The sequence below is a fragment of the Flavobacterium phragmitis genome (genome assembly GCF_900112575.1).
In the GTDB taxonomy this organism is placed as follows: domain Bacteria; phylum Bacteroidota; class Bacteroidia; order Flavobacteriales; family Flavobacteriaceae; genus Flavobacterium; species Flavobacterium phragmitis.
This window is the reverse complement of sequence record NZ_FOMH01000004.1, coordinates 24,332-36,030: the sequence shown is the minus strand read 5'-3', so window position 1 is coordinate 36,030 and position 11,699 is coordinate 24,332. Positions and strand designations below refer to the sequence as shown.

Annotated in this window: 13 protein-coding genes; 1 reads left to right on the top strand and 12 read right to left on the bottom strand. The window is 33.0% G+C overall.

The features are described 5' to 3' along the window. Position 1: 1 nt before the first annotated feature. From BM289_RS08240 to BM289_RS08220, 5 genes are all read right to left on the bottom strand, one after another. A complete protein-coding gene (locus BM289_RS08240) occupies positions 2-1,453 on the bottom strand; it encodes a TolC family protein (protein ID WP_091492384.1) in 1,452 nt (483 codons plus the stop codon). Between the two features lie 86 nt (positions 1,454-1,539). Continuing rightward, complete coding sequence (locus tag BM289_RS08235) at positions 1,540-2,655, bottom strand: efflux RND transporter periplasmic adaptor subunit (protein WP_091492383.1); 1,116 nt, start codon at positions 2,653-2,655, stop codon at positions 1,540-1,542. Between the two features lie 37 nt (positions 2,656-2,692). Beyond that, positions 2,693-3,958, bottom strand: coding sequence for an ABC transporter permease (locus BM289_RS08230; protein ID WP_091492381.1), 1,266 nt, complete (start codon positions 3,956-3,958; stop codon positions 2,693-2,695). Between the two features lie 2 nt (positions 3,959-3,960). Beyond that, positions 3,961-5,205, bottom strand: coding sequence for an ABC transporter permease (locus BM289_RS08225; RefSeq protein WP_091492379.1), 1,245 nt, complete (start codon positions 5,203-5,205; stop codon positions 3,961-3,963). Further along, positions 5,198-5,899 carry an ABC transporter ATP-binding protein gene (locus BM289_RS08220; protein WP_091492378.1) on the bottom strand — a complete coding sequence of 234 codons (702 nt, stop codon included), beginning with the start codon at positions 5,897-5,899 and terminating at the stop codon, positions 5,198-5,200. Before BM289_RS08220 ends, BM289_RS08225 begins: the two co-directional genes overlap by 8 nt. A gap of 176 nt (positions 5,900-6,075) precedes the next feature. Between BM289_RS08220 and BM289_RS08215 the strand changes: the two genes are divergently transcribed. Then, positions 6,076-7,482, top strand: coding sequence for a DUF4403 family protein (locus tag BM289_RS08215; RefSeq protein ID WP_091492376.1), 1,407 nt, complete (start codon positions 6,076-6,078; stop codon positions 7,480-7,482). Between the two features lie 23 nt (positions 7,483-7,505). Here the strand turns inward: BM289_RS08215 and BM289_RS08210 are convergent, their stop codons facing one another. From BM289_RS08210 to BM289_RS08180, 7 genes are all read right to left on the bottom strand, one after another. Next, the gene (locus BM289_RS08210; RefSeq protein ID WP_091492375.1) at positions 7,506-7,763 is read right to left on the bottom strand and encodes a hypothetical protein; all 258 of its coding nucleotides are present in this window, start codon (positions 7,761-7,763) and stop codon (positions 7,506-7,508) included. Beyond that, entirely contained in the window at positions 7,753-8,295 is a 543-nt protein-coding gene (locus tag BM289_RS08205) for a DUF420 domain-containing protein (protein ID WP_091492374.1), read from the bottom strand. The genes BM289_RS08210 and BM289_RS08205 overlap by 11 nt, the downstream gene beginning before the upstream one ends. A 2-nt stretch (positions 8,296-8,297) precedes the next feature. Next, positions 8,298-8,984, bottom strand: coding sequence for an SCO family protein (locus BM289_RS08200; protein ID WP_091492372.1), 687 nt, complete (start codon positions 8,982-8,984; stop codon positions 8,298-8,300). A gap of 12 nt (positions 8,985-8,996) precedes the next feature. Continuing rightward, positions 8,997-9,638, bottom strand: a complete 642-nt coding sequence (locus BM289_RS08195; protein WP_091492371.1) for a hypothetical protein — start codon at positions 9,636-9,638, stop codon at positions 8,997-8,999. Between the two features lie 78 nt (positions 9,639-9,716). After that, positions 9,717-10,067 (bottom strand): cytochrome C oxidase subunit IV family protein, encoded by a 351-nt coding sequence (locus tag BM289_RS08190; protein WP_091492369.1) that lies wholly within the window; start codon positions 10,065-10,067, stop codon positions 9,717-9,719. An 18-nt stretch (positions 10,068-10,085) separates the two neighbouring features. Then, positions 10,086-11,069, bottom strand: a complete 984-nt coding sequence (locus tag BM289_RS08185; protein ID WP_091492368.1) for a cytochrome c oxidase subunit 3 — start codon at positions 11,067-11,069, stop codon at positions 10,086-10,088. 42 nt (positions 11,070-11,111) lie between these two features. Beyond that, entirely contained in the window at positions 11,112-11,699 is a 588-nt protein-coding gene (locus BM289_RS08180; protein WP_091492366.1) for a cytochrome c oxidase subunit 3, read from the bottom strand.

Here is an 11,699-nt window from a genome sequence, read left to right as displayed (position 1 = left end):
ATTATTTTGTAATAATTGGAACGATTGGAATTCCGAAATAAAATTCAAGTATTTTAATTTTAAACATGTAATCGTATTTTGTTGTAATAACATTAGACTGCGCTGTAGTCAATAATGTCTGCGCTTGGGTGAAATCAAATGCATTCATCAAGCCAACTTCATATTTTTCTTTGGCAAAATTATAAGCCTGTTGTCTTGCTTCTAGAGTTACAGTAGATGCTTCATAAGTATTTAAAGCAGCTTTAGCATCTGTAAAAGCGGTATAAACGTTACGTTGCAAATCTAAACTTTTTTGCTCTAAATCTATTTTAGATTTCTCTAAACTTACTTTATTTCTTTCTACATTATTTCTTGCAGAAAAGCCATTAAAAATAGGAACAGAAAGCTGCAATCCAAAAGACTGCCCTTTATTATCTTTAAATTGATCTAAAATAGGTGCTGCACTGCCTAAAACAGGAGAAAAATTGTTTTGCAAAACCGCTTGATTGGTTCCTTGAACATATCCAATCTGGGATGTTGGGTTTGTCGTATTAGGAGTTGAACCAGTAATAATATCAGAATAACTTGCTCTTGTATTAAAATTGTAGAAAGCACTTAATGTTGGCTGATACGCTCCTTTTGCTATTGCAACATTTTTCTCTGCAATTTCAAGATTAGTCTGAGCCAGCTTTAATTCTGTTCTTATATCTTTTGCTTTGTTATAAATCTCAATAGGTGATTGTGCTAGAATATTATTTTCGTCTGCCAGATTGTTATTATCCACAACATCAAAATCTGCAAATTCTTTTAATTGTAAAAGCTGTGCTAAACTTAATCTCGAAATCAATAAATTATTCTCAGAAACTGCAATATTTTGTTTGTCTGTGGCAACAGTCGCTTTTAAATCGAACAAATCTCCACGCGGAATTGTTCCTGCATTTACCATTTCTTCAGAACGCGCAAAACGTTTTTCATCAATGGCTAATTGCTCTTTTTTGACTTTTAAATCTTCTTTATTAGACAAAATCTGTAAAAATGCACTGGCAACATTTAAAGAAATGTCTTCCTGCATTTTTAATAGTTGATATTTTGAAGCAACAATAGAAAGATTGGCTCTTCTTAAATTGTTTTGATTTTGAAGTCCTTTATAAATATCTACTCCAACTGATGCTCCTACAGATGAATATTGCGTCGTTTGATTTTCAAGTAAACCAGTTGTAATATTCTGGTTCAAACCAATATTCCATGAGTGTGATGCATTTGCATTTACAGATGGAAGATAATTACCAATAGCTCCTTTTTTATCAATTGCAGCAGATTTTAAATCTAACTCCGTCAATTTGATTGTAATATTATTTTCTAATGCGTATCTCACACATTCTTCAAGTGTCCATTGTTTTGATTGCGCTTGCCCAGTTAGTCCAAAACCGAATAACATTGCAAAAACGAGACTATTATATTTATTTATTTTCATATACTTTTGATGAAAGCGCAGTAAACCGAACTACGCAAATTTAACATTTTTTAAAACCAAAAAAATCCCTAAACCTTCAAATTAAATTATTTTTTTTCACCTTCATTTATCAAGCCTTGATTCCAGATTTTTATCTTATCCGTAGCCTTCAAACCGCTTTTAATTTGAACATAGATTCCATCACTCACTCCAAGGACTAAATCTCTTCTTTGGAATTTTTGTGGAGTAGTTTCTATCTCAACATAAGGTTTTTGTGTTTTTTTGTCAAATTGAACCAAAGATTCTTTTATCGCCATTACTTTCTCTGCTTTTTCCAAAATAATCGAAGCGTTAGCACTTAAACCTGCGCGAATAAAAGTATCGTCTCTGTTTACCATTTGAGCTTTAATCTCAAACTGGATTGCTCCATTTTCTGTCACTCCTTTTGGCGCAATATAATTCAAAACAGCGTCGAATTTTTTGTTTTCGATAGCACCAATTGTAATCTCGATAGGCATTTTTTCTTTGATTTTCCCTACTTCAGATTCATCAATTTTTCCAATAAAAATCATTCTTCCAACATCGGCAACGCTGGCAATTGTTGTTCCTTCATTAAAATTATTACTTTCAATTACTTGGTTACCCACTTTTACAGGAACATCTAGAACCATTCCGTTTACAGTAGAACGAATTAAAGTATTGGCATAACTTCCAAAAGAAGCTGTCGTTCCTGTTTTTACAATATCTAAACTTTGTTTAGCGGCAAGATAAGTCTGTTTTGCCTGATTGTATGCCACTTGCGCAGCATCAAAATCATTTGCAGAAATTACATCTTTTTCGAACAATGTTTTTTGTCTTTTGTATAACCTTTCTTGGTTATCCAAAGCAATTTTAGCAGTCTGAACTTGATTTTGGGTACTACTTACATTTGAAACGTTTGCCACCACTCGGATTTTAGCAATCATATCTCCTGCTTTGATTTTTTCACCCGCTTTGATATACACTTCTTCAATAATACCTGAAATATTTGGTTTGATTAAGACCTCTTCATCAGGCTGAATATTACCGGTCGCAATTGTATTTTTTACAATTGTTTTCGTTTCTGGTTTTTCCGTTTTAAATACAATTGGCGATTCTTGATTTTTAGCGTACAAATAATATAATGCGCCAAAGAAAATGATCGCAATAAATATTAAAATGGTTACGGTTACTCCTTTTTTCATTTGTTTTTGGTTTAATCGATTTATTTTGATTGATAATTTATTCTGTTCTTAATGCATCTACTGGTTTCACGTTGATTGCTGTCTGTGCCGGAATAAAACCTGCAAGCAATCCAGACCCCACCAATATTAATAATGCTACAAATACGACACGCAAATCTACACTTGGATTTGCAAACATTGTATTTCCACCAGGAGGCATCGAATCGAGTGCCATGTTTAATAGTGCAATAATTCCGGTTGCCACAGCAATTCCAAGCATCCCTGAAATAATCGTTAAAAATATAGACTCTGTTAATATCTGACTTCTAATAGCACTTGGTGTTGCCCCTAAAGCTCTTCTGATTCCAATCTCTTTTGTACGTTCTTTAACCACAATAAGCATAATATTAGAAATTCCGATTACTCCAGAAATAAGTACCAATGTTCCTACAAAATAAGCAATTACTTTTAGGATATTGAATAAGCTCTGTACTTTATTAAACTGCTCATATAAATCGAAATTTCCAACTGCTCTCTCATCTGTTGGATTCACAGAATGTAACGCTTTGATTATTTCTAAAATTTTAGGCTTCAACTCCGTAATCGACGCTTCATCTTTTGCTGTGAGCGCCATCCAGCCTACTTTATCCCCATAATTAAATGCTTGTTGAAAAGTAGTAAAAGGGATAAAAATATTTTTCTGTTCCTGTTCTGCATTTCCTCCCTGTTGTTTAGAAGCATAAACTCCAACAACCATGAAATTTATTCCGTTTATTTTTATGTAGGTGCCTACAGACTCTTCTTCTTTACCATAAAGTTCACTAATAACCCCTTTTCCAATAACAGCTACTTTTCTTCTTTCATTAATATCCTGCTGGTTTACAAAACGGCCTTTAATAATATCCATTGGCTGTTGTTTTATCAATTCAGGATAATCTCCATAAATTGTAAAAGCCGAGTTTTTTGTTCCTCTGACCACATTATTAGTTCCGTTAAAATCTCCCAGCTGGTTTCTCGGAGAAACATACAATAAATCTGGTATTGCTTGTCTTAAAGCTGCAACGTCGCTGTTTCTAAAATCATAACGACGTATTTTTGGCAGTCCTTTGTACGCTTTAGATGTACTCTGGCTCCACATAAACATCGTATTTGTTGCAATTCCGTCAAAACCTTTCTTAACACCGTTTTCTAGTCCATTACCTGCAGCCAGCAATATGACCAAAATAAATATTCCCCAAAACACACCAAAAGCGGTCAGAACAGTTCTGAACACATTGGCTGTCAAAGCCTGTAAAATCTCGTCCCAATTATCTCTACTAAACATAATTATTCGTCTCTAAGTGCTACAATAGGTTTGATTTTAGCGGCTCTATATGCAGGAAAAAAACCTGCCATTGCACCAGCGAATACAAGCAAAATTAAGGTTGTCAACGCTACGCCAAAATCTACTTCCGGGTTTCTAAAAAATTCACTCTGAACCATTGGACCAACAAACTCCAATAAAAGAAGACTTGCCAATAATCCAACAAAACCTGCAATAGTCGTAATAAATATTGATTCATGAAGAATCATAGAAATAATTGAAAATGGTGATGCCCCAAGTGCTTTTCTAATTCCAATTTCTTTTGTTCTTTCTTTCACTATAATAAGCATAATATTACTTACTCCAACTACTCCAGCTATGATTGTACAAATACCAACCCACCAGAAAAAAAGTCTAATATATAAATTCAGATCATAAAACTGCTTGGCATCTTTAACCGAATTATATACTCCCACACCGCTATCATCTTCAGGTGCAACCATGTTTTTACTCTTTAACAGGTCTTTTAAATCCTGCGTAAATTTTTCAGATTGCGCCAAAGCCTCATCATAATTATCTGTCTTTTTTAGTGTAAAAAACAAATTACTGATTTTATCTCCTCCGCCAAATGTCTTTTGTACAGTAGTTAAAGGAAGATAAGCACGAGTTTCTTCTCTTTCTCCTCCAGGGTCTGTAAAAACCCCAACTACTTTAAAACTGATATTGTTAATTAAGATTTCCTCTCCAATCGCCTCTTTGTCTTTAAGAAGATCCTGTTTCAATTTCATTCCAATAACAGCCACTTTTGCATTACTTTCAAGATCTTTAGCATTTATATAACGTCCTTGAACAATCGTAAGGTTTTCTATACCACCGTAATCTGGATCAACACCTCGAAACTGATAATTTCCAGATTCTTTTCCATACGCAAAAGACTGACCCCAATAATTATTGGTTGAAGCACGTAAGTCCAATTTATCTTCAAATTTTTGAACCGATTGGTTATAATCGCTATTTCTAAATTGAACGCGTCTTCCTGGGTTTAGTCCTTTAAACTCTTTTGTAGTTGTTCCAGACCAAACTTCAATAATTCCTGCTGCATCACGTTCAAATTGTTTTTCAATTCCATTTTGAAGTCCTTTACCTGCACCAAGTAAAATGACCAAAATGAAAATTCCCGAAGCTACCGAAATTCCTGTCAAGAATGTTCTCAAACGGTTTTTCGAAATGGCTTCAAATATTTCCTGCCAGCGTTCAATATTAAACATAAGACGAAGCTCTAACTTGTTCTACTCTTTTATCATCGATAATTAATCCATCTTTTAGGACTACGTTTCTTTTGCACATTGCAGCAATATCAGGTTCGTGGGTAACAATCAAAATTGTTTTACCTTCATCATTAATCCCTTGAATCAATTCCATTACTTCATAAGAAGTTTTAGTATCCAATGCTCCTGTAGGCTCATCGGCCAATAAAACTTTTGGGTTTGAAGCTAATGCTCTTGCGATAGCCACACGTTGTTTCTGTCCGCCAGAAAGTTCATTTGGCAAGTGGTGAGAATGAGACCCCAACCCTACTTTTTCCAAGTACTTCATCGCAATATCATAGCGTTCTTTTCTTTTAACTCCCTGATAATATAAGGGCATGGCAACATTATCAAGCGCCGTTTTGTAATTGATCAAATTAAAAGACTGAAAAACAAAGCCTAAGAATTTGTTACGATATTTTGAAGCAAGAGTTTCATTTAATTTTTTGATTGGAGTTTTATCCAAAATATAACTTCCAGAATCGGCTTCATCTAGAATTCCTAAAATATTAAGAAGTGTGGATTTACCAGAACCAGATGATCCCATAATCGCAACTAATTCACCTTCTTCAATATTAAAATTAATACCTTTTAGTACGTGTAATTCCGAACTTCCCATCTTGTAGGACTTGTGTAAATCTTTGATTTCGATCATGGTATTGTTAAATTTTTAGACAATAATAACATTTTTATTAAGTAATTTATGATAATAAAAAGTTAATAATTTTGTTACCTATTTTGTATTAGACTTCAAACAGTATCAATTGTTACACTTTTTTAATAAAATATGATTGTTTTCGTATTTTTACTACATTTTTAAACCCTACCTTAATGAAGCTGACTTCGATTATTTCAATATTTACAGTACTTGCCGTACTAACTGGCTGTTCTACAGCTCAAAAATTAGAAACTCTAAAACCAGAACCAGACGATGCAAGCCCCTTAGTTTACGACAGCAGTCCTTCATTTATCAACTTACCCATTACAATCAAATTAAGTGATATTGAAAACCAGACAAATTCTCTGCTGAACGGATTAATCTACGAAGACAACAATATCGAAGACGACGATATTCAAATAAAAATCTGGAAACAGGCACCTATCAAAATCCAAAATGATCCAGCCAATCCAGACAAAAGAATAAAAACAATTTTACCGCTTAAAGCGAATATCAAATACCGTATTGGCACTAAAAAACTGGGTGTAGAATTATATGATGTTCGAGAATTTAATCTAAACGGAATTATAACATTATCCAGTGAAACTGCTTTAACAAACTGGAAACTCACTACAAAAACAGAATTCAAATCTATTGATTGGAGCGAAAGCCCGACTATGAATGTTTTTGGCAAAAATATGCCGATTACTTATTTAATAAACCCCGCTATTTCTATTTTCAAAGGCAAACTGGAAAAAACAATAGACGAAGCAATTGAGAAATCAATGGATTTTAAACCAAATGTTCTTCAAGCTGTTGAAAAAATATGTACACCATTTCAAATGAGTGATACTTATGAAAGCTGGCTTCGAATTGTTCCTATCGAAATCTACTCTACAAATGCCAAACTTAAAAATGATTCGTTTTTATTGGATATGGGTATGAAATGTAATATGGAAACCATTGTCGGCAAACAACCTGAATCAAAATTTAACGCTAACAAAATTGCATTAAAACCAGTTGCTAAAATTCCGAATCAGATTTCAGCCAATATTGCTGCTATTTCAAGTTATGTTGATGCTTCGAAAATTATGACCAAAAATTTTGCTGGACAGGAATTTGGCTCGGGAAGCAAAAAAATAACCGTGAAAAATGTTTCCATCTGGCATAAGGAGGGCAAAATGATTATTGCGTTAGATGTTTTAGGGTATATTAACGGAACACTTTATTTGAATGGTTTTCCATCATACAATGCTCAAACAAAAGAAATTTACTTTGAGAAATTAGACTATGTTTTAGACACCAAAAGCAAATTGATGCGTACAGCAAACTGGCTCGCACAAGGATACATTCTTAGAAAAATGGAAGAAAGCTGTCGTTATTCGATTCAGCCTAATTTAGAAGAAGGCAAAAAGAGCATGGCAGGTTATTTGAAAAATTATTCTCCGATGCCTGGTGTATTTGTAAATGGAAAAATGGAAGATATTCAGTTTGACAAAATCCAACTCACAAATCAAGCAATAATCGCTTTTATAAAGATAAACGGAACGGTTAATGTTTCGGTCAACGGATTGAAGTAATAGATAAAAAAAGCAGCGTAAAATTACGCTGCTTTTTTCTTTTTATACATTCGATAAATCAAATAGCCTATTATGATTACCAGTAAATACGGAATGACCATTAAGTAAACAATTCCATCATTTACAGCTTCTGCTTTTTTGGTGTTAGAATCTCCCGATAAAGCGGCACGACACATAGCACATTGGGCTTGAGCCGAAATTCCTATTAGGAAAAAACAAATTCCAAATAGCAAGGTTTGAATTTTGGAATTTGTTTTTTGGATTTTATTTTTAGTATACATAATATGGAGAAATCATTAAGTAAACTACAACTCCTGTTACAGCAACATATAACCAAAGTGGAAAAGTAATTTTAGCAATTTTTTTATGTCTGTCAAATCGCTGCGCCAACGCTCTTACATAAGTAATCAACACTAACGGAATAATAGCAATTGACAATAAAATGTGAGTCACAAGAATAAAGAAATACACATAACGAATTACTCCTTCTCCACCAAATTTAGTAGAATCTGAAGTCATATGATACGCTACATACATAACCAAGAAAGCAACAGAAAAAGCAATAGCCAGAGTCATTAATCTTTCATGAAGCAGACGATTTCCTTTTTTAATCGCTAAAACAGCCCAAACCAAAACAATAGCTGTTAAACCATTAATTGTCGCATAAATTGGAGGAAGCATTGATAACGGTTCTACATTATAACCAAAATCTTTTAATTTAACCCCAAATAAAATCGCAACCACAACTGGAATTATAATTGAAACTGCAATAATAAATTTGCTGTATTTTTTTTCTAAAGTATTGTCTTCCATTTTTATTCTTCTAATAAAATTTTAATGTCTTGTTGAATATCTCGAACTCCTTTTTTATCTAACCCATCATAGTAAATCGTCGGATTTCCGAATTCATCTTTTCTGCAACGGATATTTCCGTCTTTATCAATTAAAGCAAATAAACCAGAATGCTCAAAACCACCGCTTACTTTATCATTTTCTCCAGCATAAAGATTGAAACCTTTATTGGACAAATCCATAATTACGCTCTTGTCTCCCGTTAAGAAATTCCAGTTCGAGGATTTTACACCTAACAATTTAGCATGATCTTTTAAAACCTGCGGTGTATCATGATTGGGATCAATTGTAATAGAAACAATACCAAAATTAGGATTTCCGAAAAATGTCTTTTCAATTTCCAGCATACTCATATTCATTTTCGGGCAAATCGAAGGACATGTTGTAAAGAAAAACTCCAATACATACACTTTCCCTTTGTACGTTTCATTTGAAACTTTTACATTATCCTGATTCGTTAATTCAAACTTTGGAGCTGGACCAATTGTTAAAAGTTTTGCTTCTTTTGAAGATTTAGCTTCAACATTGTCTAAACGGTTTCCTTTTACAACATCTCCGTTACTTACTCGATCTACAATTTTCGGAATAGCATAAATCCCAAAAATCAAAATGATAAAGGAGATTCCTATATATGATTTATTTTTGAACATTATAAATGATTATTAAAGTTGCTTTGTAGCGTTATGATTTTTCTTTAAAGCGGCGCGGTATTCGTATAAAATGATTTTAAAATCATCCAGCATTTCATTGCTTAATTCTGAAGGATGAAAAGTATCATATCCTTCTTTATACTCGTCCTTATCTTTTCTTCCTCTTAGATTGCGTTCTTTATCTACGATATAAACGTTTGAAGTTCCAAGATTTTGATTTAGTTTTCCTTTTAGATGAAGCTGATCATAAAACTGCTGAATTTCTTGATTTGATGCAAAAACAAAATTCCAGTTTTTCACATCTGTAAAAGGTGATAAAGCATCCACAATTTTCTGCGCTTCTTTTTCTGTACCAAGTGGGCATAAAATTACAAACTGAAGATCTTCAAAACCATTATATCGTTTGTATATTTTTTCATTTAAGTTGAAATAATTTCCTCTATTCTCCAGAATATTTGAACCTGAAAATCCAAGTACTGTAATTTTTTTATCTAGAGAAACTTTCTTTCCGTTCAATGATTTCCAATTTCCAAAATCGGCCACTTTTGGTGTTATTACAGGAAGAGTTGTAAAACTATTTACACCAGAAGCAAAAAATAAATAAGCTACAATTGGCAGAACAAAAAGTACAAAGAGAACTATATTTTTTTTCATTGTATTAACGGAAATTATTGAGGTACAAAAATAAAAAAATCCCGATGTTATCGGGACTCTTTTCGAATTAATATCATGTTAAAAATTCCATTTAATAGTAGAATCTTTAAAAACCCCATAAATATAATGTCCTTCTGTTAACAGAATAAACAATAAATATAAAACTAGGAAGATAACAGGAGAAACAACAGACCATCTAAGGCTGCTTTTTTCACCTTCCATGTGCATAAATGCCCATACAATATAATATGCTTTGAAAATTGTTAGGATATAGAAAATCCAGTTTAACAAATTCAAACCGATAAAATGCGTGAATTCTAATGATGCAGGTTTGTAGATACCTAAGATAACTTCTACTGTAGTTACTACTGAAAGCAATCCGAAAACAAACCAGATTCTTTTTGTATTTGATACGTGCTCGTGTGACATAATAATTAAATTCTAAAATTAAACTAGGTAGAAAACTGTAAATACAAATACCCAAACTAAATCTACGAAGTGCCAGTATAATCCAACTTTTTCTACCATCTCGTAGCTTCTTCTCTTCTCGTAAGTACCTAATAATACATTAAAGAAAATAATGATATTGATGATAACTCCAGAGAATACGTGGAATCCGTGGAAACCTGTAATAAAGAAGAAGAAATCAGCAAATAATTTATTACCGTACTCGTTTCTGATCAAGTTAGCACCTTCTACTACATATTTAGCACTAGCTAAATGTTTTTCAGATTCTTCTCTTGATAAGATTGTCTTTTTCTTTTTATCTGTAAGTTTTTCTGTTCTAATTAAAATTTCAGGATGTGCTTTAAATCCTGCTTGAACTTCAGCAACAGTAAAGCTTGGTTGAGATTCAGCATCTTCCATAAACCAAGTTGAGTGGCTTCTTGTTAAAGCTTCTCTTTGTTCTGGCAATTTAACAGCAAAATCAGCTAAAGCTACTCTTTTACCATCTTTATCCACGAATTGAAGTAAACTACCTCCAACTGTTTCAACTGCACCATATTCTCCCTTAATGAAGTTTTTCCATTCCCAAGCTTGAGAACCAACGAAAATAAGACCTCCAATAATAGTTAAGAACATATAGATTGCAACTTTTGTCTTTTTCAATTGGTGACCCGCATCAACAGCTAAAACCATTGTTACAGAAGAAAAGATCAAAATAAAAGTCATTAATGCTACATAATACATTGGAGCCGCAACACCATGCATAAATGGGAAGTGAGTAAACACTTCGTCAGCCAAAGGCCAAGTTTCAATAAATTTAAATCTAGAAAAACCATAAGCTCCTAGAAATCCAGAGAATGTTAAGGCATCTGATACGATAAAAAACCACATCATCATTTTACCATAACTTGCTCCTAAAGGCTCATTGTGACCGCCTCCCCAAGTTTTTTCGTCGTTGTTTGCAGTAGTAACTGTCGCTCCCATAAAAGATATTCGTTAAAAAGTTCCCAAATTTACGTTTTTTTCTTATTTAAAGAAATATAAAAATAAAAATAATAATACCCATAATAAATCCAAAAAGTGCCAATACATCGCACCTAGCTCTATCCCAAGAGTTTGAGTCGAGTTGTATTTTTGTTTAAAATGATTATAAATTATAATTAAAAGTGAAATTAATCCTCCTGCAACGTGCAATAAGTGCATTAGAGCGATAACATAAAGGAAAGTTGTAGTAATTGAGCTACCTTGTCCCGTCATGTAATAACCGCTTTCGATGATTTGTCCAAAACCTATAAATTGCAAAACAACAAATAGAACTCCTAAAACCAAAGTTCCTAAAAGAAACGCCGAAGCAGCACTTCTATTGTCTTTTTGAATTGCTTTCTTTGCAAAATAAAAAGCAACGCTGCAACCAATGATAACTGCGGTACTATAATAAAATGCTACAGGAATTTGAAAATCTTTCAACCAATCTGCTCTAGACTTGCTTACCACAAATGCACTTGTTAATCCTGCGAACATCATGGTCATACTAACCATAGCAAAAAGCAATATCAATTTAGCCGATTTTGACTTTCTTTCTTGTTCTTCGTTTATTTTCATTGTCATTTCCAT

Bases quoted from the DNA above. Each gene is read 5' to 3' on its own strand.
- BM289_RS08240 (WP_091492384.1), bottom strand. From the start codon at position 1,453: ATGAAAATAAATAAATATAATAGTCTCGTTTTTGCAATGTTATTCGGT.
- BM289_RS08235 (WP_091492383.1), bottom strand. From the start codon at position 2,655: ATGAAAAAAGGAGTAACCGTAACCATTTTAATATTTATTGCGATCATT.
- BM289_RS08230 (WP_091492381.1), bottom strand. From the start codon at position 3,958: ATGTTTAGTAGAGATAATTGGGACGAGATTTTACAGGCTTTGACAGCC.
- BM289_RS08225 (WP_091492379.1), bottom strand. From the start codon at position 5,205: ATGTTTAATATTGAACGCTGGCAGGAAATATTTGAAGCCATTTCGAAA.
- BM289_RS08220 (WP_091492378.1), bottom strand. From the start codon at position 5,899: ATGATCGAAATCAAAGATTTACACAAGTCCTACAAGATGGGAAGTTCG.
- BM289_RS08215 (WP_091492376.1), top strand. From the start codon at position 6,076: ATGAAGCTGACTTCGATTATTTCAATATTTACAGTACTTGCCGTACTA.
- BM289_RS08210 (WP_091492375.1), bottom strand. From the start codon at position 7,763: ATGTATACTAAAAATAAAATCCAAAAAACAAATTCCAAAATTCAAACC.
- BM289_RS08205 (WP_091492374.1), bottom strand. From the start codon at position 8,295: ATGGAAGACAATACTTTAGAAAAAAAATACAGCAAATTTATTATTGCA.
- BM289_RS08200 (WP_091492372.1), bottom strand. From the start codon at position 8,984: ATGTTCAAAAATAAATCATATATAGGAATCTCCTTTATCATTTTGATT.
- BM289_RS08195 (WP_091492371.1), bottom strand. From the start codon at position 9,638: ATGAAAAAAAATATAGTTCTCTTTGTACTTTTTGTTCTGCCAATTGTA.
- BM289_RS08190 (WP_091492369.1), bottom strand. From the start codon at position 10,067: ATGTCACACGAGCACGTATCAAATACAAAAAGAATCTGGTTTGTTTTC.
- BM289_RS08185 (WP_091492368.1), bottom strand. From the start codon at position 11,069: ATGGGAGCGACAGTTACTACTGCAAACAACGACGAAAAAACTTGGGGA.
- BM289_RS08180 (WP_091492366.1), bottom strand. From the start codon at position 11,699: ATGGAAATGACAATGAAAATAAACGAAGAACAAGAAAGAAAGTCAAAA.